Origin of the sequence: Burkholderia sp. 22PA0099 (assembly GCF_047497165.1) — a bacterium.
Lineage (GTDB): Bacteria > Pseudomonadota > Gammaproteobacteria > Burkholderiales > Burkholderiaceae > Burkholderia.
Genome location: NZ_CP163164.1, coordinates 3,146,376 through 3,168,409 on the forward strand (window position 1 = coordinate 3,146,376; position 22,034 = coordinate 3,168,409).

Annotated in this window: 17 protein-coding genes; 10 read left to right on the forward strand and 7 right to left on the reverse strand. The window is 68.2% G+C overall.

Translation table 11 applies throughout. From position 1 onward, the window contains the following. Positions 1–27: 27 nt before the first annotated feature. Entirely contained in the window at positions 28–489 is a 462-nt protein-coding gene (locus AB4851_RS13910) for a rhodanese-like domain-containing protein (RefSeq protein ID WP_414447686.1), read from the reverse strand. A 578-nt stretch (positions 490–1,067) separates the two neighbouring features. Between AB4851_RS13910 and AB4851_RS13915 the strand changes: the two genes are divergently transcribed. From AB4851_RS13915 to AB4851_RS13945, 7 genes are all read left to right on the forward strand, one after another. Then, positions 1,068–2,255 carry a porin gene (locus AB4851_RS13915; RefSeq protein ID WP_414441862.1) on the forward strand — a complete coding sequence of 396 codons (1,188 nt, stop codon included), beginning with the start codon at positions 1,068–1,070 and terminating at the stop codon, positions 2,253–2,255. A gap of 217 nt (positions 2,256–2,472) precedes the next feature. Beyond that, positions 2,473–3,576 carry an ABC transporter substrate-binding protein gene (locus tag AB4851_RS13920; protein WP_414447687.1) on the forward strand — a complete coding sequence of 368 codons (1,104 nt, stop codon included), beginning with the start codon at positions 2,473–2,475 and terminating at the stop codon, positions 3,574–3,576. 20 nt (positions 3,577–3,596) lie between these two features. Further along, the gene (locus tag AB4851_RS13925; protein WP_414447688.1) at positions 3,597–4,457 is read left to right on the forward strand and encodes an ABC transporter permease; all 861 of its coding nucleotides are present in this window, start codon (positions 3,597–3,599) and stop codon (positions 4,455–4,457) included. Between the two features lie 50 nt (positions 4,458–4,507). Beyond that, on the forward strand, positions 4,508–5,344 hold the full coding sequence (locus tag AB4851_RS13930) for an ABC transporter permease (protein WP_414447689.1): 837 nt from the start codon (positions 4,508–4,510) through the stop codon (positions 5,342–5,344). Next, on the forward strand, positions 5,341–6,201 hold the full coding sequence (locus AB4851_RS13935; protein WP_414447690.1) for an ABC transporter ATP-binding protein: 861 nt from the start codon (positions 5,341–5,343) through the stop codon (positions 6,199–6,201). Before AB4851_RS13930 ends, AB4851_RS13935 begins: the two co-directional genes overlap by 4 nt. 130 nt (positions 6,202–6,331) lie before the next feature. Further along, complete coding sequence (locus AB4851_RS13940; RefSeq protein ID WP_414447691.1) at positions 6,332–7,285, forward strand: TauD/TfdA dioxygenase family protein; 954 nt, start codon at positions 6,332–6,334, stop codon at positions 7,283–7,285. Positions 7,286–7,473: 188 nt separating this feature from the next. Continuing rightward, positions 7,474–8,412 carry a TauD/TfdA dioxygenase family protein gene (locus AB4851_RS13945; RefSeq protein WP_414447692.1) on the forward strand — a complete coding sequence of 313 codons (939 nt, stop codon included), beginning with the start codon at positions 7,474–7,476 and terminating at the stop codon, positions 8,410–8,412. A 64-nt stretch (positions 8,413–8,476) separates the two neighbouring features. Here AB4851_RS13945 and AB4851_RS13950 read toward each other — a convergent pair whose 3' ends face one another. The 6 genes from AB4851_RS13950 to AB4851_RS13975 form a co-directional block, all read right to left on the reverse strand. After that, on the reverse strand, positions 8,477–9,793 hold the full coding sequence (locus AB4851_RS13950) for an acyl-CoA dehydrogenase (protein ID WP_414447693.1): 1,317 nt from the start codon (positions 9,791–9,793) through the stop codon (positions 8,477–8,479). A 39-nt stretch (positions 9,794–9,832) separates the two neighbouring features. Beyond that, positions 9,833–11,191, reverse strand: a complete 1,359-nt coding sequence (locus AB4851_RS13955) for an NtaA/DmoA family FMN-dependent monooxygenase (RefSeq protein WP_414447694.1) — start codon at positions 11,189–11,191, stop codon at positions 9,833–9,835. A 13-nt stretch (positions 11,192–11,204) separates the two neighbouring features. Then, positions 11,205–12,212: an NrtA/SsuA/CpmA family ABC transporter substrate-binding protein gene (locus AB4851_RS13960; RefSeq protein WP_414447695.1), complete on the reverse strand. Its 1,008-nt coding sequence runs from the start codon at positions 12,210–12,212 to the stop codon at positions 11,205–11,207. A gap of 161 nt (positions 12,213–12,373) precedes the next feature. Continuing rightward, positions 12,374–13,123 (reverse strand): ABC transporter ATP-binding protein, encoded by a 750-nt coding sequence (locus AB4851_RS13965; protein WP_414447696.1) that lies wholly within the window; start codon positions 13,121–13,123, stop codon positions 12,374–12,376. Next, positions 13,123–13,959: an ABC transporter permease subunit gene (locus tag AB4851_RS13970; RefSeq protein WP_414447697.1), complete on the reverse strand. Its 837-nt coding sequence runs from the start codon at positions 13,957–13,959 to the stop codon at positions 13,123–13,125. Before AB4851_RS13970 ends, AB4851_RS13965 begins: the two co-directional genes overlap by 1 nt. A 271-nt stretch (positions 13,960–14,230) precedes the next feature. Then, entirely contained in the window at positions 14,231–15,595 is a 1,365-nt protein-coding gene (locus AB4851_RS13975; protein WP_414447698.1) for an LLM class flavin-dependent oxidoreductase, read from the reverse strand. Positions 15,596–15,900: 305 nt separating this feature from the next. On the opposite strand from AB4851_RS13975, the gene AB4851_RS13980 reads away from it, so the two are divergent. The 3 genes from AB4851_RS13980 (at position 15,901) to AB4851_RS13990 (ending at position 22,019) form a co-directional block, all read left to right on the forward strand. After that, positions 15,901–17,043: a porin gene (locus tag AB4851_RS13980; protein ID WP_414447699.1), complete on the forward strand. Its 1,143-nt coding sequence runs from the start codon at positions 15,901–15,903 to the stop codon at positions 17,041–17,043. 261 nt (positions 17,044–17,304) lie between these two features. Beyond that, the gene (gene sbcD, locus AB4851_RS13985) at positions 17,305–18,555 is read left to right on the forward strand and encodes an exonuclease subunit SbcD (RefSeq protein ID WP_414447700.1); all 1,251 of its coding nucleotides are present in this window, start codon (positions 17,305–17,307) and stop codon (positions 18,553–18,555) included. Then, the gene (locus AB4851_RS13990) at positions 18,552–22,019 is read left to right on the forward strand and encodes an AAA family ATPase (RefSeq protein WP_414447701.1); all 3,468 of its coding nucleotides are present in this window, start codon (positions 18,552–18,554) and stop codon (positions 22,017–22,019) included. The genes sbcD and AB4851_RS13990 overlap by 4 nt, the downstream gene beginning before the upstream one ends. The last annotated feature ends 15 nt before the right edge of the window (positions 22,020–22,034 follow it).

Genomic DNA, 22,034 nt, shown 5'->3' on the forward strand with positions numbered 1-22,034 from the left:
ATCAGATGCGCGATCTGCGCGGGTTCATCAATCCTGTATCCACGGCAGGCCGCGAAACCGCCAGCCGTTGTGGGCGCCGCGCCGCTGCGCGTCGTCCAGTTCGCCCTCGAAGCCTTCGAGCACGTTGTAGACCTGCGTGAAGCCGGCCTTGGCCGCCGCGTCGGCCGCCAGCGCCGAGCGCTTGCCGCTGCGGCACAGCAGCAGGATCACGGCGTCCTTGCCGCCGGCCTTCGCTTCCAGCTCGCGCACGAAGCGCGGGTTGCGCGTCAGGCTGGTGCCGGTGGCCCAGGCCACGTGTTGCGAGCCGGGCACATGCCCGACGAACTTGCGCTCCTCGCCGGTGCGCACGTCGATCAGCAGCGCCTCGCCGGCGGTGGCCAGCGCCCAGGCCTGCGCCGGGGCAATGCCGCCGCCGTAGCTCAGGCCCTGCTCATGCGCCGCCGTGCGGGCTTGTTCAAGAATGTCGTGCGCTTCGGTCGTCAATGTCATGGGTTCCTCCTTGCGGTCCGGTTCCGTGCTGTCGCACGGCAACGTGACGGTCCGGGTGCGGCATCGCTGCCGTCTATAGCCGTCAACGCCACTGTGCTATCGCACCGCGCCGGATGAGAACCAATCAATTGTCATTTCCAAAGCAGCAACGTACGAAACGCCGCGCGGCCCTGGCCACGGCCGCCTCGATGCCTCGACGCTTCGTCACGCCATCACGATATGACGCGCCGTGGTGACCGCGAACCAATCAATTCGCCTAAGGTTATGCGGCGCGCCAGCCGCGCCACGTACGCCCGTCGCATAAAAACGTCAACGCGCCGCGTTTCGCTTCATTGTGTTTTCGATAAGGAATTCTCAAGACCTTCGGAAGCGGATGTTCGATTTCCATTATCGATGCGGGCGCAATCATTTCATTCGGCATCCATACGTTTTATCCGGCGCCGCGCGAGCGCTGCGAGAAGCATGCCCACAACCATGAAATTCTGCTTTGCTATTCCAGGAACATTGCTTCGTGCAGCGGCGGCGCGTCCCTAGCATCGGGTTCCTTTCCCACTCGCGATCAAGACAAAAGGAATCGTATGTTGAAGAAAACCCTGGCGCTCGGCCTCGTCTCCGCCACTTCCGTTGCCGCGCATGCGCAAAGCTCGGTCACGCTGTACGGCATCGTCGATGCGGGCATTGCGTATACCAATAACCAGAAAGGCGGCTCGAACATCCAGCAGTCGAGCGGCAAGCTGTCGGGCAGCCGCTGGGGCCTGAAGGGCACCGAGGATCTCGGCGGCGGCCTGTCGGCCGTGTTCACGTTGGAAAGCGGCTTCCGCACCAACGACGGCACGCTGGGCCAGGGCGGCCGCATCTTCGGCCGCCAGGCATTCGTCGGGATTGCGAAGCAAGGCATCGGCACGCTGACGTTCGGCCGCCAATACGAGCCGCTGTCCGACCTGGTCGCGCAATACTCGGGCTCGGGCTTCTGGTCGCCGGCCACCCACGTGGGCGACAACGACAACCTGAACCAGACGTTCCGCATCAACAACGCCGTGAAGTTCCGCAGCGACACGATCGCCGGCTTCACCGTCGACGGCCTGTATGCGTTCAGCAACCAGCCCGGCTCGGGTGCGGGCACCGGCTTCGGCAACAACCGCGCGTGGGGCATCGCCGCCAACTACGCGAACGGCCCGCTCTCGCTCGGCGCGGGCTACGTGGTGCTGAACCATCCGAATTCGACGAGCAATACCGGCGGCGCCGTGGGCGGCGCCAGCACCACCGCGGGCGACGACTACAGCGGCGGGTTCTTCTACGGCCTGAACGGCGGCGTGGCCAAGCAGCAGATCACGGTGGCCGGCGCAAACTACACGTTCGGCGCGACGATCCTCGGTTTCGCGTGGAGCCACACGCAGCTGAACTATGTTGACGGCTCTTCCCGCCGCCTCAACAACTACGACGTCAACGCGCGCTACCGCGTCACGCCGGCCACCACGCTGATCGGCGTGTATACGTTCACCGACGGGCGCGCGAGCAGCCTGCCCGGCTCGGGCGGCGGCACGCTCAAGCCGCGCTGGCACCAGTTCACGCTGGGCGTGGATTACGCGCTGTCGAAGCGCACCGAGCTGTATCTGTCGGGCGTCTACCAACTGGCGTCCGGAAGTGGAAGCACGGCGGTGGCGGGCAACGGCTATCAGTCGATCGCGGCGATCGCGGACGCGGGCACGGCCTCGTCGAACAACCGCCAGGTGGCGGTATTCAGCGGCATCCGCGTGAAGTTCTAAGCGAACAGACAAGCCGGCGCAATCGCGCCGGCTCGCTGCATTTCGTTGAGTTCTCCTGCGCTTTTCTGCATTTCCCGGCGCGAAAGCAAATCAGAAATGCTTGTTTGCGATCGGGCAAACGCTCGACAAGAATGATTCGTCGCGGTTGATCGACACCGCGAATCGATCCGACTTCCTCCCCATTCCGCATCCGGCTCCACCGCCGCCACGAGGACCCATGCCGCTCTTTTCCACGCCTCGCCTTCAAGCCCGTTCGTTGATCCGCCTGCTGCTGCGCCCCGTGCTGCTGGCCACCGCCCTGACCCTGAGCGCCGCCACCGCCCACGCCGCCGCGCCGGACACCATCCGCATCGGCGTCGCCGAACAGGGCGCGGGCGATCCGCCCACCTTCGGCAGCAACCCCGGCGCGGTCGTGCAGCAACAGAAGCTGCTCGAAAAGGAGTTCGCGCGCGAGGGCATCCGCATCCAGTGGCTGTTCTTCAAGGGCGCGGGGCCGGCCGTCAACGAGGCGATCGCCGACAAGTCGATCGACTTCGCGCTGCAAGGCGACCTGCCGGCCGTGCTGGCCCGCGCCAACGGGCTGAAGACGCACCTGATCGCGGCCGTGGGCGTGCGCAGCGGCATCAAGATCGGCGTGCCGACCGGCTCCGACATCCACACCGTGAAGGACCTGAAGGGCAAGCGCGTCGCGATCTTCCGGGGCACCAACCTGCAACTCGTGATCGACAACGTGCTGGCCGCCAACGGCCTCGACGAGCGCGACCTGCGCGTGATCAACCTCGATACGTCGAGCGCGCTGGCCGCGCTGGCCTCGAAGGGCATCGACGCGTCCGTCACCGATTACCACCTGTCGAAGCTGGTCGATTCGGGGCTGGCCAAGATCATCTATCAATCGCAGGACCAGGGCCTGCAGTTCACGCGCCAATCGCATCTGCTGGTGCTCGACGATTTCGAGCAGGCGCACCCCGACATCGTGCAGCGCGTGGTCAACGTGTTCGTGACCGCCGCGCGCTGGGCGTCCGACGAAGGCAATCGCGACGCACTGCTGAACACCTGGGCGAAGACCGGCATCCCCGTATCGTCGTGGGCGGCCGAATTCCCGGCCGGCACGCTGAAGTCGCGCGAGTCGCCGCTGCTCGACCCGTTCTTCGTGGCGCGCTACACGGCCGTCGCGCAGGACGCGTTGAAGCTCAAATTGATTCGTCATCCTGCCGATGTCAACGGCTGGATCGAACCGAAGTATCTCGACCAGGCGCTCAAGGCCCAGCATCTCGAACACTACTGGCCGAGCTACGACGCGTCGGGCAAACCGCAAACCTGAGCACACCCCCGGGAGCCGTGATGAGCGATACCGCGATTTCGATACGCGAGCGCGGCGACCAGGCCGCCGTCTCCGCCGATGCCCCGCGCGCGAAGGCCGGCCTGCGCCGCCGTGCCGCCGCGCTCGGCTGGATCATCGCGCCGTGGCTGCTGCCGGCCGTGCTGTTCGCACTGTGGACGATCGGTTGCGAGCGCGGCTGGATCGCGCCGCAAATCCTGCCGCCGCCCGAGGCGGTGTGGCAGACGCTCGCCGAACTCGCGCGCAGCGGCGACCTCTTGAGCAACACCTGGATCAGCCTGCAACGCGTGCTGTTCGGCTTCGCGGCCGGCTCGCTGGCGGGCTTCGCGATCGGCGCGTGGCTCGGGCTGTCGCGCACCGCCGAGGCCTACGTGCTGCCGAGCTTCAACGCGATCGTGCAGATTCCGGTGCTCGGCTGGCTGCCGTTCCTGCTGTTGCTGGTGGGCGTGGGGGAGCCGCTCAAGATCATCCTGATCGCCCACGCGGCGCTGGTGCCGGTGGCAATGAGCACGCTGCAGGGCTTTCGCGAAACGCCGCCCGCGCTCGACGAGGCCGCACGCGTGTTCGGCTACAGCCGCCTGCAACGCATCGTCCACGTGGTGCTGCCGGCCGCCGTGCCCACGCTGGCGACCGGCGTGCGGCTCGGATTCACGAAGGCCTGGCTCGCGCTGGTGGTGGTCGAACTGGTGGCGTCCTCGGAAGGCCTCGGCTACCTGATCGTGTACGGGCGGCAGTTGTTCCAGCTCGATCTCGTGATGGCGGCCGTGGTGATCGTCGGCGCGATCGGTTATGCGATCAACCGCCTGCTCGATGCGCTGGAAGCACGGCTGCGGCGTGGCCGAGCCTCCGCGTTCCGGGCCTGAATCGCGCCCGCATCGAATCGTTCCGTTTTCCAGGCCGGGAGCCTCGTGTCATGACGTCGTTCGCATTCCTCAAATCTTCGCCGGGCCGCTGGCGCGTGCCCGACCTGCGCGGCCTGGTGCTGCCGCTCGCGGCGCTCGCCGCCTGGTGGCTGATCGCCGCCACGCATCGCGGCCACGCGGGCCTGCTGGTCAGCCCGGCCGATGTGCTGCGCGCCGCGCGCGAGCAGATCGCGAGCGGCGCGCTGGCGCGGGCGCTGTCGGCGTCGCTCGCGCGCGAGTTCGCGGGCTTCGCGATCGGCACGGCCGCCGGCCTGCTGCTCGGCACGGCGCTCGGCCTGTCGCGGCTCGCCGCGCGCGTGATCGGCCCGACCTTCGATACCTTCAAGCAGATCTCGCTGTTCGCATGGATTCCGCTGATTTCCGTGTGGTTCGGGCTCGGCGACACCGCCAAGGTGGTGTTCCTGTCGCTGGCCGCGCTGCTGCCGGTGGCCGCGCACACCTGCGACGGCATCCACGCGGTGCCGCGCGCCTACGTGGAAGTGGCGCGCACGCTGCGCTATTCGCGCTGGCAACTGATTCGCCATGTGATCGTGCCGGCCGCGCTGCCGTCGATCTCCACCGGCCTCTATCTGGGCCTGATCTATTCGTGGCTCGCCACGCTCGGCGCCGAATACCTGCTGGTGGCCGGCAGCGGCATCGGCAACACGCTGATCGACGGCAGCGAGCAGTTCCGCATGGATCTCGTGCTGTTCGGCATCCTCGTGGTCGGCATCACCGGCTGGGCGCTCAATGCGGGCGCACGCGCCATCGAGCGCCGGCTGCTCGCGCGCGGCCGGGCCGCCCGCACCGCCATCGATTCGTCCTCGCCACTCAGGGAAGCCGCATGACTCTCGACCTGTCCGATTCGCTCGATTCGCTCGATTCGCTCGACATCCAGCATGTCCGCAAACGCTACGCGCCGCACGGCGCGGGCACCCGGGCGCTCGACGTGCTCGACGACATTTCGTTGCACGTGCGCGGCGGCGAATTCGTCAGCATCGTCGGCGCGAGCGGTTGCGGGAAATCCACGCTGCTGCGCCTGATCGCCGGGCTCGACGTCGATTACGACGGCGAGATCCGCGCCGGCGGCGAGCGCGTGCGCGACACCTCGCTGCAGCGCGGCATCGTATTCCAGGATCACCGGCTGTTTCCCTGGCTGAACGTCACGCAGAACGTGGAGGCCGCGCTGCGCAATTCGCCGCTCGACGCGAAGGCGCGGCGCGCGGCCGTGGCCGAGCACATCGCGCTGGTGGGTCTGAACGGCTTCGAGCAGGCCTACCCGAGCCAGTTGTCGGGCGGCATGGCGCAGCGCGTGGCGATCGCGCGCGGGCTCGTGAACCGGCCGCGGCTGCTGTTGCTCGACGAGCCGTTCGGCGCGCTCGACGCGCAAACCCGCACGCGCATGCAGCACGAATTGCAACGGATCTGGCAGCAGGAACGCATCACCATGATTCTCGTCACGCACGACGTGGACGAAGCCGTCTGGCTCGGCGATCGCGTCGTGACGATGGCGCCGCGCCCGGGCCGCATCGCGCGCATCGTCGACGTCGGCCTGCCGCGCTCGCGCGACCGCAATGGCGCGGCGTTCGCGCAACTGCGCGACGCGATCCTCAGCGATCTCGGCGACGACGACGCCACCGCGCGCATCACGCCGCCCGTGGCCGCCCCGCCGCTGCCGGCCGGCAACTGGCGGCTGGCCTGGTGAGCGCCGCCCGCTGCGCACAGCCGCTCGTTCGCGCGCCGGCGTCTATCGATACGACGAATCGTCAGTTCCGGTTTGCCGCGCGCGCTGCTTGAATATCCGAACCGCTTTCCCCACCGAAGGAGACACCCCGATGTCCGACGTTCAGATCGCCCCCTCGTCGCAACACGCCGCCCCCCACCACACTGCCCGCACGCAGGCCTCGCTGCTCGAATTGCGGCGCGTCGCCGGCCGGATCGGCGCGGAAGTTTCGGATGTCAAACTGTCGGGCGAAATCGACGACGCCACGTTCGACGCATTGCTCGATGCCCTGCACACGCACAAGGTGCTGTTCTTCCGTGGCCAGCAGCATCTGGACGACGCCGCGCAGGAAGCGTTCGCGCGCCGCTTCGGCGAGACGGTGGCGCACCCGACCGTGCCGTCGGTCGACGGCAGCGCCGGCCTGCTCGAACTCGATTCGGCCCACGGCGCACGCGCCAATTCCTGGCACACCGACGTGACGTTCGTCGACGCCTACCCGAAGGTGTCGATCCTGCGCGCCGTGGTGATTCCGCCGGCCGGCGGCGACACCGTGTGGGCCAACACGGCCGCCGCCTACACCCACCTGCCCGCCGCGCTGCGCGAGCTGGTGGACACGCTCTGGGCGCTGCACACCAACGCCTACGACTACGCCGCCTCGCATGTGAACGCCGATCCGGACCAGCTCAAGCGCTACCGCGAGGTGTTCACGTCCACCGTCTACGAAACCGAGCACCCGGTGGTGCGCGTGCACCCGGTCACGGGCGAGCGCACGCTCGTGCTCGGCCACTTCGTGCAGCGCCTCAAGGGCCTATCCGCCAGTGATTCGGCGCACCTGCTGCAAGTGCTGCACGAACACGTGACGCGCCTGGAAAACACCGTGCGCTGGAGCTGGCGCGAAGGCGACGTGGCGATCTGGGACAACCGCGCCACCCAGCACTACGCGATCAACGACTACGGCGACGCGCGCCGCGTGGTGCGCCGCGCCACCGTGCACGGCGACGTGCCGGTCAGCGTGGACGGCCGCCGCAGCGTCGTGCTGAAGGGCCGCGACGCCACGCTGCAATGACGCGTGCGCGCGATTCGGCCGCCAGCCGCGCCGGGCCGGCGCGGCGGCATCCGCCCTTGCCGCGCGTTGGCGCGACGGCCCGCTGCCGTACCACGGCGGGCCGCCGCATGATGTTTCGGTTGACTGAATTGTCTGGCGACGCCGATCCCGACGCCGCCTGTCCGCCCCGCCCCGAACGGAGAATCCGCATGAACCAGGCCGTATCGTCGTCGCTCGACGTGATTCCGCTGTCCGCGCATATCGGCGCGGAAATTCGCGGCGTCGACCTGACCCGCCCGCTGGAGGCGCTGGAAATCGCCGCGATTCGCGGCGCGTTGCTGAAGTGGCGCGTGGTGTTTTTCCGCGAGCAGTTCCTGACGCACGAGCAGCACGTGGCGTTCTCCGCACAGTTCGGAGAACTGACGCTTGGCCACCCGGTGTTCGGTCATGTCGATGGGCATCCCGAGGTCTACTCGATCGGCAAGCATCGCCAGTCGACGCGTTTCGAGGGGCAGCCGGTGCGCCGCCCGTGGACGGGCTGGCACACCGACGTGACGGCCGCCGTCAACCCGCCCTGGGCGTCGATCCTGCGCGGCGTGACGATTCCGCCGTACGGCGGCGACACCCAATGGACCAACCTCGTGCGCGCCTACGAAACGCTGTCCGCGCCGATCCAGCGCCTCGTGGACGGCCTGCGCGGCATCCACCGCTTCACCCCGCCGGCCGGCGCCAGCGCCACGGCCGGTTACGCCGAGGCGGTCGAGCGGCGTGCGCTCGTGACCGAGCATCCGCTGGTGCGGATTCATCCGGAAACGGGCGAGCGCGCGCTGTATGTCAGCCCGAGTTTCCTCAAGTCGATCGTCGGCGTGAGCGCGCGCGAAAGCCAGGCGCTGCTGGAATTGCTGTGGGAGCACGTCACGCGGCCCGAGTTCACGGTGCGTTTCAAGTGGGAGCCGCGCAGCCTGGCGTTCTGGGACAACCGCTCGACCGCGCATCTCGCGCCGACCGATATTTTCGATCTCGACTTCGACCGGCAGTTGTATCGCACCACGCTGGTGGGCGACGTGCCGGTGGGGCCGGACGGGCGGGCCTCGGTGGCGATCGAGGGCACGCCGGTGGGCGCCGCCGCCGCGGTGGCGTTGAATTGACCTGACCGATTGACTCGATGACCCGGCATCGAGGCACGCGCGATGCGCGCCTCGATTCACTCGATCAGAAAAACGCGCCGGTCGGCGGCAGCACGCCGTTCAACTGGTTCTGCCCGAGAAAGCGCTCCTTGTAGAGCCGCGGATTGTGCGAAGCGATCACCTTGATGTTGCGCCAGTGGCGGTCCAGTCCGTTGCGGCGCGACACCACCGAGCCGGAGCCGAGATCGATCAGCCAGCTCGCGATTTGCGGCGCCAGTTCGTCGATCACCACCTTGGCCTCGGCAGCCGACAGCGAAGCCGCCAGCACCGCGTCGTATTCGGCATCGGTGCCGATCGCATCCCACGCCTGCTGGAGCTTCGCGATGGTGCGATCGATGGTCGCCTCGACGCTCGCCGCATACGCGCGAATCCGCCCGAGTTGCGCCTGCAACACGGCCTCGTCCGACGGATGCGCGGCCTCGCCGTGATAGAAGTTGCGGCCCCGGCTGCGCAGCACGTCGGTGGCGTCCGCCGCGATGCGACGCACGATCCCGGCGATGCAGTTCGTCAGATACACCTGGTGGAACGTGAATTTCCATGGCGCGGCGCCGTCGCGATCGGGCGGATCGAGCGGGTGCACGTTCGACGCGGGCACCGCCACCTCACGAAAGCGCGCCGTGCCCGAGCCGGTCAGACGCTGGCCGAAGCCCTGCCAGTCGTCGTCGTTCGCCACGCCCTCGCCGCGCGCCAGCACGTACTGCACCGTCTCGCCGCGCCGGCTTTCGACCGCCGTGCCCACGAACGCATCGTTGTACAGATTACCGGTGGCGTATACCTTGTCGCCCGAGCCGATATAGGCGTCGCGCTGCGCGTCCCATTCGAGGCGGTTCAGCACCCGCGTCGGGCGCGCACCGGCTTCCTTGACATCGCTTTCGGTAAAGCTCAGGCCCACCGTCTGCCGCCGCCCGGCGATGCCGAGCACCTGCGCGTGGAACGGATGCGCGGGCCGGCGCAGCGCCGCCTCGATCTGGAAGAAGTGATTGCGGAACGCGTGCGCGATGTTCGAATCGGCCGCGGCGATGTCGCGCGCCACCGCGAACAGCTCGGTCAGCGACAGCCCGTGGCCGCCGGCATCCGTGGCCAGCCGCAGCGCACCCGCGCCGGCCGCCTTCAGCGCGGCGATCTCGGCATGCGGCAGCGTTTGTGTCAGATCGCGCGCGGCGGCGGTGCGGCCGATCTCGGCCAGTTGCGCGGCGAAGCCGAGCCGCACGGACAGCGCAGAAAGGTACGGCGGCACGCTCGCGGCGGCATCCGCCACGCGCGAGGCCGCCGGTTCTGCCTGCGGCTGCGTCGCCTGCACGCCGGGCCGTTCAAGATCGGCGGTGAAATCGGTATCGGACATGATCGATCGGTCTCCGTGAAATATGAGAGCGGCGGCCGCTCAGGCGGCCGCGTCGAGCGCGCCGTTGCCCACCCGCGCGTCGTAGCGCGGCAGCCCGAGGTTGTCGCGCAGCGTCGTGCCTTCGTAGGCGGTACGGTAGCGGCCGAGCTTCTGCAACACCGGAATCACCTCGTCGGCGATCAGGTCGAGGCCGGTGGGCTGCACGTCGATGTTCAGGTTGAAGCCGTCGGTGGCCTGCGTGTCGAGCCAGTGCACCATGTCGTGCGCGAAACCTTCAGGCGTGCCGACGAAAATCCGGTGCCCGCCCGTGATGTTCGAGAACAGCAGCTCGCGGATATTCCATTCGTTCTGCTTCGCTTCCTTGAGCATCTCGTTGCGATGCCAGCGCGACGCCACCGGCACCTGGTCGGCGTTCGCCTCGGTGGCCGCGTACGGGATCGGCCCGTCGAGGTCGGCCAGCAGCGCCGGATCGACGGCCAGATGGCGCGCCAGCTCCTTGCGCAGCGCGACCGAATCGAGCAGGTCGTCGAGCCCGCGCTTGTGGCGGCGCGCTTCTTCGTCGGTCGAGCCGAGGATCGGGAACAGCCCCGGCATCACCAGCAGATGATCGGGATTCCTGCCATAACCGGCCGCCAGCGTCTTGACCTCGCGGTAGAACGTGCGTGCGCCCTCGATGATCCGTTGGCCCGTGAACAGCGCATCGGCATAGCGCGCGCCGAACGCGCGGCTGTCGGCCGACTGCCCGGCCTGGAAGATCACGGGGCGGCCCTGCGGCGTTTCCGGCACCGACAGCGCGCCGCGCGCCGAGAAATGCTCGCCGCGAAAATCGAGCTTGCGCAGCTTCGACGGGTCGAGATACACGGTGGTGTCAGGGTCCGCCACCACGGCCTCGTCGGGTGTGCTGTCCCAGAACGCCGTGACGATCTTCACGAACTCCTCGGCGCGCTGGTAACGCACTTCCTGATTCCAGCCGTGCTCCACGCCATACGCGTCGAGCGCGGGCGGGTTTTGCGAGGTGATCACGTTCCAGGCCGCGCGGCCGCGGCTCATGTGATCGACCGACGCGATCTGCCGCGCGATCGTATACGGATGGCCGAACAGCGAGGTGGTCGTGCAGACCAGCCCGATGTTGCGGGTGTGCGCGGCCAGATGGGCGATCAGCACCGCCGGATCGAGCGCGCGCCACGGCCGTATGTAGGATTCCGATACAAGGCCGCCGGGGCCGTCGGCCAGGAAGATCGCGTCGAGCAGCGCGCGTTCGGCCGATTTCGCGATCGTCACGAAGTGATCGATGTCGGTCGACAGGTGGCGCTTGTCGTCGAAGGTCTTCCAGGCCGCGTCGTGGCGGCCCGAGGCGAGGACGTTGACGCCGAGGCGCAGATGGCGAGGTGCGGTCATGGTGATCTCCCGGTCAGACGCGGACGCAGTAATCGCCGACATTGACCTTCGAGCGAATGATCTGGCGCTCGGCCAGCCAATCCGCGGCGCGCTGGAAGCGGGCACGGAACTCGGTGTCGTCGGCTTCGTAGAACTTGTTCTGGCGCTTCAGGCTCGTCAGGTAGTCGCGCACCGGGTTCGGATAGCCCGCGTCCTCCTGGGCGATCTTTTCGGACTCCACCGCATGCGTCGATTGCCAGTTGCCCACGCTCACGTAGGCGTCGATCACCGCGCGCACCAGCGCCGAATTCTCCTCGCTGAACTTGCGGCGCGTGACGAGCGAATTGAAATCGATCAGGAAATTCAGGTCGCGGCCTTCGTTGAAGATGTCCTTCGAATCGGTCGCGAAACGCGCGATATCGACGGCCGGCGACCACATCGACCACGCATCCACCTTGCCTTGCGCGAAGGCGGGCCCCGCGTCGGGCGGGTTCAGATAGACGAACTCCACCTTGCTGCGGTCGATGTGGTTCTGCTCCAGCGCCGCCACCAGCAGGAATTCGCCAAGGCCCGAACGGTTGATCGCCACCTTCTTGCCGACCAGGTCGGCCACCGAATGGATGCCGCTCGACTTCTTCACGATGATCGCGGTCGAACGCGGCGAGTAGATGTTGAACTCGTTGAATACCAGCGGCGCGCCGGCCAGCATCGCGGCGAGAGCCGGCGTCGTCGAGCCCCAGAAGCCGAAATCGGCGCTGCCGCCGATCACCGCCTGCAGCGACGGCGCGTGGTTCGGGAACGGGCCGACCCATTCGACCTTGATGCCCTGCCCGGCCAGCGTCTTCGAGAAGGTGTCGCTCTGCTTGGCCAGCAGCGACAGGCTGCCGTGGCCCCAGCCGATCCTTACCGTGTCGGTGTTGCGGGTCAGCTTGGCGGGCGCTGCCGCGAACGCGGCGGCGGGCAGGATGCCGGTGGCCGCGCCGGCCAGCAGGCCGCCCGCGGTGCGCAGCAGATGGCGGCGGCTCAACGTGAAGTCGTTCATGCGTGTTTCCTTGGTCTACTCGGATGCGTGTTGCGATATCGGGTTCGGGCGGCCACACCGTGCGGATACGCAAGGCGCAGCTCGCCGCTCGGCCGCAAGGGGCCGTGCTTCGATGACATTCGGGGAGCGCGCCGCGGTGTGCGATGTGCGGCGCGCGGGCGTCAGTGCAGGTGCACGCCGAGCGAAGCCAGCAGCGCCTCGCGCAACGCTTTCGGCTCGGTATGCGCCGGCACATGCACGTCGGCGATACGGCCGGCGCGCATCACGAGGATGCGGTCGGCCAGCGCCACGGCTTCGTCCACGTCGTGCGTGACGAGCAGCACGCCCGGCCGGTGCCGTGCGACCAGTTCCTTGACCAACGCATGCATCTTGATGCGGGTCAGCGCGTCGAGCGCGGCGAACGGCTCGTCGAGCAGCAGCAGCTTCGGGTCGTGCACCAGCGCGCGGGCCAGCGCGACGCGTTGCGCCTGGCCGCCCGACAGGTTGCACGGCCAATCTTCCTCGCGGCCGGCCAGGCCCACTTCGGCCAGCGCACGATCCGCGCCGGCACGGCCGACCGTGCGTTCGTTGCCCAGCACGACGTTCTCGTGCACGCGCGCCCACGGCAGCAGCCGATGCTCCTGGAACACCACGGCCGCGCGGCGCGGCGTATGAATCCGGCCCGCATCCGCCGCATCGAGGCCGGCCAGCGCACGCAGCAAGGTGGTCTTGCCGCAACCGCTTTCGCCGAGCAGCGCGACGAACTCGCCTTCGCGAATCTGCAGATCGAGCGCGTCGATCACGACGCGCGCGCCATACCGGCGGCGCAGCCCCGAGACGGACACCGCCAGCGGCTCGCCCGCGAAACGGTCGTCGGCGGCGTCCCGCGCCGGCGCGGCTGCCACCGGCGTGGCGAAATCGGCGGTACTCATCAACGGGACTCCTTCGCAAAATTCGGATGCCAGGCCAGCAGGCGCGTTTCGAGTGCACGGGCCAGCGCGTCGGCCACCACGCCGATCACGGCGTAGATCACGATCGTCAACACGATGATGTCGGTCTGCAGGAATTCGCGTGCGTCCATGGCGAGAAAGCCGATGCCCTTGGTGGTCGCCAGCGTTTCGGCGATCACCAGCGCCAGCCATGCGTGGGCCAGCGCATAGCGCACGCCGGTCAGGATCGACGGCATCGCGCCCGGCAGGATGATGCGGCGCACGACGGCCGGCCACGACAGCCCGACCACCTTGCCGAGTTCCATCAGCTTCGGGTCGATCTGGCGGATGCCGAGCACCGTGTTGATATAGATGGGGAACAGCACCGCGAGCGCCACCAGGAAGATCTTCGCCGTCTCGCCCACGCCGAACCAGACGATCACGAGCGGCAGCATCGCCAGGAACGGCACCGCGCGCAGCATCTGGATCGAGCGGTCGAGCAGCGCCTGCGTGAGCGGCGAGAAGCCCACCGCCACGCCGAGCACGAAGCCGGCCGTGCCGCCGATCACGAAGCCGGTGGCCGCACGCAGCAGCGACACGCCGAGATGGACGAACAGCGCGCCCGATTCGATCAAGCCCCAGGCGGTGTCCGCCACGCGGCTCGGCGCGGGCAGCACTTGCGGGTCGATCAGGCCGGTGCGCGCGCCAATTTCCCAGAGCACCACCAGCACCAGGGGAACGGCCCAGGACAGCCACCAGTAAAGCGCCGCCCGGGACAGGCCGCGACGCCGCGCGTCGGCAGGCACGCTCGCCGGGAGGGATGAAGTCAGATCGGTCATGGGCATCTTCGCGAAATCGTGCAGGCGGCGGCGTTGGGGGGCGCCACCGCATGCGGTGTGTCGGTTCGTTATTAGAGCCGGTCGATTTCGCCACGACAAATAAGCGATTCGGGTTTGCTTTTCGGGCGGAGGGGTATGGAGCGAGGAATTGTCTGTTGCGGTGACCGAGGGTGGCGCTGCGATGGCGGTTTCGATGGTGTGGCGGGTGGGCGACCCATCGGCATTTTCCGGGGCCGGTTCGGGGCCAGCACCCGGAAAATATCGGCTTGGCTCAGGCCGCCACCACCCCTGGCTCGCTCACCCGTTCCACGCGCGCCGGCCGCGCCAGCCCCAGATGCTGGCGCAAGGTCGTGCCTTCGTATTCGTCGCGGAACAGGCCGCGCCGCCGCAATTCGGGCAGCACCAGCGTGACGAAATCCTCCAGCCCGCCCGGCAGCGTCGGCGCCATCACGTTGAAGCCGTCCGCACCATAGTTGACGAAGCGCTCCTCCAGCGCGTCGGCGATCTGCTTCGGCGTGCCGATCAACTGCCAGTGGCCGCGCGCACCGGCCACGCGCAGCGCCAGTTGCCGGATCGTCAGGTTTTCGCGGCGCGCGAGATCGAGCGTCAGCGCCTGGCGGCTCTTGCTCGCATTGGTTTCCGGCAACTCGGGAATCGGCCCGTCGAACGGATAGGGCGACAGGTCGAAGCCGCCCGTCAACCCCGACACCAGCGCGAGCCCCACCACCGGATCGATCAATTGCTGGAGCGCCTCGAACTTCTCGCGCGCCTCGCTCTCGTCGCGGCCCACCACCGGGAACACGCCCGGCATGATCTTCAGCTCGTCGGGATGGCGGCCCCATTCGGCCATGCGGCCCTTCACGTCGGCGTAGAACGCCACCGCGTCGTCGAGCGTCTGCTGCGCCGTGAAGATCACCTCGGCCGTGCGCGCCGCGAGCCGCCGCCCGGCGTCCGACGAGCCGGCCTGCACCACCACCGGGTGCCCCTGCGGCGCGCGCGCCACGTTCAGCGGCCCGCGCACCTGGAAGAACTTGCCGCGATGCCGCAGCACATGGCGCTTGGCCGGATCGAAGAAGCGCCCCGACGCCTTGTCGCGCACGAATGCATCGTCGTCCCAACTATCCCAGAGGCCGCGCACCACGTCGGCGAATTCCTCGGCGCGCTCGTAACGGTCGGCGTGCGCGATGTGCTCGTCGCGATTGAAGTTCTCGGCCTCGTGGCGGTTCGACGACGTGACCAGGTTCCAGCCCGCGCGCCCGCCGCTGATGTGGTCGAGCGAGGCGAACTTGCGCGCCACGTGATACGGCTCGTTGAAGCTGGTGGACGCGGTGCCCACCAGGCCGATCCGCTCGGTCACGGCGGCCAGCGCCGACAGCAGCGTCAACGGCTCGAACTGCGCGTTGTAGCTGTGCGCGGTGCGGCTCAGGAATTCGACATCGTCGCCGCGCGTGCCCACGCCGTCGGCCAGAAACACGAGGTCGAATTTCGCGGCCTCCGCGGTTTGCGCGAGTTTGACGTAATGACGGAAATCCACGCCCGCGTCCGCCTGCGTGTCGGGGTGACGCCAGGCCGCGATGTGGTGGCCGGTGGGATAGAGGAAGGCGCCGAGACTCAGCCGGCCGGTGCGTCGGGTCATGAAATCGGATCTCCGGGACAAGAAACCACGGGCGCGGCCCGCCACCGGAAGATCGACGAACCGGTGCGCCGCGTGCAGCAAAAAACGATAGCAGCAAGGGCCCGGGCGCCGAACCAATCAATCAAGAAATGCTTTTCGGCGCTTTGGCAAGCCCGGGCGATATGCCGCACACGAACCGTGCATTGCTTATTCGAGGACAAGTGCGGCCGATACCGCTTTCACTATATTCATCGCTCCGCAGCCCCCCGCTCGACGAGGCCGCCGCGGCCCATCCACCCACCCACGCGTCACACCAGAGGTACCGCATGAAGAAAACGCTCACTCATCCCTTGATCGCGCTCGCACTGGCCGGCGCATTCGCCCCGGTGGCGCATGCCCAGAGCAGCGTCACGCTGTACGGATCGCTCGATGCGGGCGTGCTCTACGTCAACAACGCCGGCGGCCACAACCAATGGCTGCAGAACAACGGCGGGCTGTCGAACACGTACTTCGGCCTGCGCGGCGCGGAAGACCTCGGCGGCGGTCGCAAGGCGATCTTCCGCTTGCAATCGGCGTTCTCGCTCGGCAACGGCGCGTTCGCGCGCAACGAATCGGGCTTCAACCGGATGGCCTACGTGGGCCTGCAGGACAACGTCTACGGCACGCTCACCGTGGGCCGCCAGTTCGATTCGATCGTCGATTACCTGACCCCGCTGTCGCTGTCGGGCACCGCCTCGGGCGTCAATCTCGCGCTGCATCCGCTCGACAACGACAGCCTCAGCACGCAGCGTTCGACGGCCAATGCCGTGAAGTTCGAAAGCGCCAACTACGCGGGCTTCCACTTCGGCGGCTCGTTCGGCTTCAGCAACGATACGAACTTCTCGAACGGCCGCGCATGGAGCGTCGGCGCGGGCTACGAGAACGGCCCGCTCAGCGTGGGGGCCGCCTACGACCAATCGAACAACAGCGCGCTGACGAACCCGAACGGGGCCGCGGCCGACGATTCGATCCCGGCCGGCGTGCATCGCACGTTCGGCGTCGGTGCGCATTACGTGTACGGCCCGGCCACCGTCGGCGTGCTGTGGACCCACTCGAAAGTCGAGGATTCCCGTCTGGCCGGCGTGCCGAACGACATCCGTTTCGACAACGTCGAACTGAACGGCACCTACGCGCTCGCGCCGTCGCTCGCGCTGCTCGGCGGCTACACCTACACGTTCGGCAAGACGTCCGGGGCCGGCTCGGCGTCGGGCAGCCCGAAGTGGCACTCGGCCACGCTCGCGGCCGACTACTCGCTGAGCAAGCGCACCGACGTGTATCTGGCCGCCGTCTATCAGCATGCATCGGGCACGCTGTACGACAACGGCCGGGGCGTGCGGGTCGACAACACCGCGTCGGTTGGCGGCCTGCTTGCGGCTTCCAGCACCGGCAATCAGGTCGGCGCGACGTTCGGCGTGCGTCACCGCTTCTAAGCGGCTCGCTTCCAAGCCGCGCTCGAGGCGTTCGAGATGTTCGATCACTCGACGCGCGCCGGATTCACCTCAGCCGCCCGCGCTCCCTGCGGGCCTCGTGCGCCGGCCGCCCACTCCGGCCGGCGCACCCCTCTCTCATCCCGCCCCATCCCATCTCGATATTGAAGGCGGCGCTTTATACTAGGCGCTTTCGCCAAACCGCCCTCCCCACGGCGGCCATCGCCGCTGTGCACCGTCGGCACCCCGCCCTCACTCATCGTCATGCGTCTTCTCCACACTTCCGATTGGCATCTGGGCCAGAGCTTCATGGGCAAGAGCCGTCAAGCCGAACATCAGGCGCTGATCGACTGGCTCATGCTGCGCGTCCAGGAACTGGCCGTCGACGCCGTCGTCATCGCCGGCGATATCTTCGACACCGGCACGCCGCCCAGCTACGCGCGCGAGCTGTACAGCCAGCTCGTGGTACGAATGCACGAAGCCGGCGTGGCGCTGCTGCTGCTCGGCGGCAATCACGATTCGGTCGCCACCTTGCGCGAAAGCAGCGCCCTGCTCGCGCGCCTGTCGGCCACCGTGGTGCCGCACGCCGACGTGCCCGAGGATCAGGTGCGCGTGCTGCCGCTGCGCCGCGGCACGGCTGACGACAAGGCCGGCGTGCCCGGCTGCGTGGTGTGCGCGATCCCGTTCATCCGCCCGCGCGACGTCACCCTGAGCGAAGCCGGCCAAACGGCCGACGAGAAGCGCCAGCAATTGATGGCGTCGATCCAGGCGTACTACCAGGCCTGCTACGACGCGGCCGAGGCGGTGCGCGACGCGCTGCACGAGGAAACCGGCCGCCGCCTGCCGCTGATCGCCACCGGCCATCTGACGACGGTGGGCGCCAGCGCCACCGAATCGGTGCGCGAGATCTACGTCGGCACGCTCGAGGCGTTCCCGACCGCGGCGTTCCCGCCGGTCGATTACCTGGCGCTCGGGCATATCCATCGTCCGCAGAAGGTGGGCGGCCTGGAACATATCCGCTACAGCGGCTCGCCGATCGCGCTGAGTTTCGACGAGGCGGCCCAGCAAAAGGAAATGCTGCTGGTCGAACTCGACGACACCGGGCTGCGCGCGGTCACGCCCGTGCCGGTGCCGGTATTCCGGCGGCTGGCCACGCTGAACGGCAACCTGAAAGCGCTGGCCGACACGCTGCCGCGCCTCGCCGAAGGCGCGACGCCGGAGCAGCCGGTGTGGGTGGAAGTGACCGTGACCGAGGACGACTACCTGTCCGATCTGCCCGCGCGCATCCAGGCGCTCGCGGAAGGCCTGCCGATCGAAGTGCTGCGGATTCGCCGCGAGCGCACCAACACGGCCGCGCAGTTGACGGCTGAAACCGGCGTCACGCTCGACGAACTCGATCCGCTCGATGTATTCGCGCGCCGCCTCGGCCAGGAAACGCTGCCCGACGACCTGCGCGCGTCGCTGACCGAGCGCTACCGGGAAATCGTCGCCGCCACCGGGGAGCACGACGCATGAAGATCCGCACGCTGCGCCTGAAGAACCTCAATTCGCTGAAGGGCGAATGGTTCATCGATTTCACCAAGCCGCCGTTTTCCGACCACGGGCTGTTCGCGATCACCGGCCCGACCGGCGCGGGCAAATCCACGCTGCTCGACGCGATCTGCCTGGCGCTGTATCACGAAACACCACGCCTGAAGACCGTGTCCGCGTCGGTCAACGACATCATGACGCGCCACACGTCCGACTGTTTCGCCGAAGTCGAATTCGAGGTGAAGGGCCAGGTCTATCGGGCGTTCTGGAGCCAGCATCGCGCGCGCAACAAGGTGGATGGCGCGCTCCAGCAGCCCAAGGTCGAACTGGCGAAAGGCGACGGCACCATCCTGAGCAGCCAGATCGCCGAGAAGCTGCGGCTGGTGGCCGAGATCACCCGGCTCGATTTCGCGCGCTTCACGCGCTCGATGCTGCTGGCGCAGGGCGGCTTCGCCGTGTTCCTGAACGCGCCGTCGAACGACCGCGCCGAGTTGCTGGAGGAATTGACCGGCACGGAGATCTACGGCGAGATTTCGCGGCGCGTCTACGAACGCGCGGCGGCAGCCCGCGACATCCTCAAGACCCTGCGCGCACAGGCCGACGGCATGGATCTGCTGAACGCCGAGCAGCGCGAGGCGATGCAGCGCGAAATGACGGCGCTGGCCGTGCAGCTCGACGCGCTCGGCAAGCAACTGAAGACGCTGCAGGTGCAGCGCCAATGGCGTGTCGATCTGACGGCGGCGCAACAGGCCGCGCAGCAGGCTCAGGCCGGGCTGGAGAAGGCCGTCGCCGCGCTCGACGCGGCGGCCGACGAACTGGCGCGGCTGGCGGCGAGCGAGCCGGCCGAACTGCTGCGTCCGTTGCACGACGCGCTGCAACGGGCCGATGCCACCTGCCGGCAAACCGTCGCGCAACTGGCCGAACAGCGCACCCGCCAGACGGCCCGCGCCGCCCGGCATGGCGCCGAACACCGGCTCGCGGTGCGGTTGGCCGCGCGTGTCAGCGACGACGCGCAGCGCAAGCTCGGCGCGCTCGACGCCCAGCTCCAGCAGTTGAACGAACGCGCCGAGGCGCTGCGCCATCACGCCGTGCTCGGCGAACGGATCGGCATCTGGCGGCAGCAATTCGCGCATCGCGGGCAGGCCGTGGCCGGTATCGGTCAACGCGAGAAAGCTGCCGGCGAACTCGCGCGCAAGCTCGTGGACGAACGTGCCAGGCTGACGCGCCAGGCCGAAGCCGTCGCGCTGGCCGACAAGGCCCGCACCGATTCGGCCGCGCGCATCGCGACGCTGCACGATGCGCAGCAAACGCGTCTCGACGGCCGCTCGCTGCCCGAATGGCGGCAGCGCTGGCAAACCGCGCATCAGAGCGTCACGGCGTGGAAGGATCTCGACACGCGCGCGGCGGCCCTGCGCGAGCGCGCCACCGAACGCGACGCGCTCGTCGCGCAACTGAAGCAGCTCGACGCCGACATCGCGGCCCACGGCACGCGCCTGACCAGCCAGCAAACCGCGCTCGCCAAGCTCAAGGAGCAAGCAGCCGACAAGCAGAAGCTGCTCGAACAGGAGCAGGTCATCCGCAGCCTGAGCGAGCATCGAGAGCGCTTGCAGCCCGGCGAGGCCTGCCCGCTGTGCGGCTCGCACGCGCATCCGGCGATCGGCGCGTATGGCGCGATCGACGTGTCGGCCACCGCGCGAAGCTTGCGTGCGCTGGATGAGGACATCCGCACGGCCAACCAGCAGATCAACGCGTTGACCAGCGAACTGGCGGCCCAAGGCGCGACGCAGAAGCAATCGCAGGAACGCCTGACGCGGCTCGCCACGCAGATCGATCAAGGCCTGCGCGACTGGCGCGAACTCGCGGCCACGCTCGACGGCGAAGCGATCGGCCCGGACGATTGGGCACATGCCGGCCGCCTCGAAGCGGGCCGCGTGGCGGCCGATCGGGCGTCGGCACAACTCAAGCAGACGCTCAACGTCATCGAGGAAGCCGAGGACACGCTGGCACGCCTGCGCAAGACCGACGCCGAATCCATCGAGGCCTGGCACCGCGCCCGAACGCTGCAGGCCGCCATCGAGCAGACGATCGCGAGCACCGTCGAACGCCAGACCGAAATCGACAACGAGCTGAAGGCGCAACGCACCGCGCTGGAACATGACGATGCCGCGCGAGTGGCCGCGATCGTCGAAGCCGGGTTCGACGCCACCGGGCTGCCCGCCGAGGCCGAAACCTGGCTGGCCGCTCGTGTCGATGAATGGCAGGCGTGGCAAACCACGCAGCAGCGCGTGCAAACGCTGACGCAAGGCCGCATCGAGCAGCGCGCGCACTGCGAGGCCGCAGCGGCGGTGCTGACACACTGGCAAGCGCGCCTGCAAGCGCTCGAAGCGCAGCATCGCGACGCCGATACGCCCTTATCCGAGGAAGAAGCCGATACCGCGCCGGACGGCGATCCCGCGCAGGCACTGTCGGCCTGCACGAATCGTATCGATACGCTGACCCAGGAACTGAGCCAACTGGAAGGCCGCATCGGCCAGCTCGACGGCCTCCAGACCCAGCAGCGCACCACGCTCACCGAAGCCGACACGCAATGGCGCGCCGCGCTGGCCGCCAGCCCGTTCGCCGACCTGCCGGCGTTCCTCGCCGCCCTGCTGCCGCCCGACGAGCGCAAGCGCCTGCAAGCGCTGAAGCAAACCGCCGAGCAGGCACGGCAAACCGCGCAAACGCTGGTGCAATCGGCACAGGAGAAACTGACGGCGCTGACCGCGCAATCGGCGCAATCGGAGTTGTCGCTCGACGAACTGACCATGCAGATCGAGGCGATCAACACGCAAACCGCCGAACTGAACGGCAACCTGGGCGGCCAGCGCGAGCGGCTCAACCGCGACGACACGCTGCGCCGCAACCAGCAGGCCCTGTTCGCGCAGATCGAGGCGCAGGCGCGCGACACCGACGTCTGGCAGCACCTCGACGCGCTGATCGGCTCGGCCAGGGGCGACAAGTTCCGGAAGTTCGCGCAGGGTTTGACGCTCGACCATCTGCTGATGCTGGCGAACCGCCATCTCGACCGCCTGCACGCGCGCTACCTGCTGCGGCGCAAGGCCAGCGGCGAACTCGAACTGGAGATCGTCGATCTCTGGCAGGCCGACGTCACGCGCGACACGCGCACGCTGTCGGGGGGCGAGAGCTTCCTGGTCAGCCTGGCGCTCGCGCTGGCGCTGTCCGACCTGGTCAGCCACAAGACCTCGATCGATTCGGTGTTTCTCGACGAAGGCTTCGGCACGCTCGACGCCGATACGCTGGAGATTGCGCTCGATGCGCTCGACGCGTTGAATGCGAGCGGCAAGATGATCGGCGTGATCAGCCACGTCGAGGGGCTCAAGGATCGCATCGCCACGCAGATCCGCGTGGAAAAAGGCGGCGGGATCGGGCATTCGCGGCTGGTGATCTAGGCCGCGAGGCGGGCC

Excerpts from the sequence above, each read along its gene's own strand:
- AB4851_RS13910 (WP_414447686.1), bottom strand. The coding sequence starts at position 489 with ATGACATTGACGACCGAAGCGCACGACATTCTTGAACAAGCCCGCACG.
- AB4851_RS13915 (WP_414441862.1), top strand. The coding sequence starts at position 1,068 with ATGTTGAAGAAAACCCTGGCGCTCGGCCTCGTCTCCGCCACTTCCGTT.
- AB4851_RS13920 (WP_414447687.1), top strand. The coding sequence starts at position 2,473 with ATGCCGCTCTTTTCCACGCCTCGCCTTCAAGCCCGTTCGTTGATCCGC.
- AB4851_RS13925 (WP_414447688.1), top strand. The coding sequence starts at position 3,597 with ATGAGCGATACCGCGATTTCGATACGCGAGCGCGGCGACCAGGCCGCC.
- AB4851_RS13930 (WP_414447689.1), top strand. The coding sequence starts at position 4,508 with ATGACGTCGTTCGCATTCCTCAAATCTTCGCCGGGCCGCTGGCGCGTG.
- AB4851_RS13935 (WP_414447690.1), top strand. The coding sequence starts at position 5,341 with ATGACTCTCGACCTGTCCGATTCGCTCGATTCGCTCGATTCGCTCGAC.
- AB4851_RS13940 (WP_414447691.1), top strand. The coding sequence starts at position 6,332 with ATGTCCGACGTTCAGATCGCCCCCTCGTCGCAACACGCCGCCCCCCAC.
- AB4851_RS13945 (WP_414447692.1), top strand. The coding sequence starts at position 7,474 with ATGAACCAGGCCGTATCGTCGTCGCTCGACGTGATTCCGCTGTCCGCG.
- AB4851_RS13950 (WP_414447693.1), bottom strand. The coding sequence starts at position 9,793 with ATGTCCGATACCGATTTCACCGCCGATCTTGAACGGCCCGGCGTGCAG.
- AB4851_RS13955 (WP_414447694.1), bottom strand. The coding sequence starts at position 11,191 with ATGACCGCACCTCGCCATCTGCGCCTCGGCGTCAACGTCCTCGCCTCG.
- AB4851_RS13960 (WP_414447695.1), bottom strand. The coding sequence starts at position 12,212 with ATGAACGACTTCACGTTGAGCCGCCGCCATCTGCTGCGCACCGCGGGC.
- AB4851_RS13965 (WP_414447696.1), bottom strand. The coding sequence starts at position 13,123 with ATGAGTACCGCCGATTTCGCCACGCCGGTGGCAGCCGCGCCGGCGCGG.
- AB4851_RS13970 (WP_414447697.1), bottom strand. The coding sequence starts at position 13,959 with ATGACCGATCTGACTTCATCCCTCCCGGCGAGCGTGCCTGCCGACGCG.
- AB4851_RS13975 (WP_414447698.1), bottom strand. The coding sequence starts at position 15,595 with ATGACCCGACGCACCGGCCGGCTGAGTCTCGGCGCCTTCCTCTATCCC.
- AB4851_RS13980 (WP_414447699.1), top strand. The coding sequence starts at position 15,901 with ATGAAGAAAACGCTCACTCATCCCTTGATCGCGCTCGCACTGGCCGGC.
- sbcD (WP_414447700.1), top strand. The coding sequence starts at position 17,305 with ATGCGTCTTCTCCACACTTCCGATTGGCATCTGGGCCAGAGCTTCATG.
- AB4851_RS13990 (WP_414447701.1), top strand. The coding sequence starts at position 18,552 with ATGAAGATCCGCACGCTGCGCCTGAAGAACCTCAATTCGCTGAAGGGC.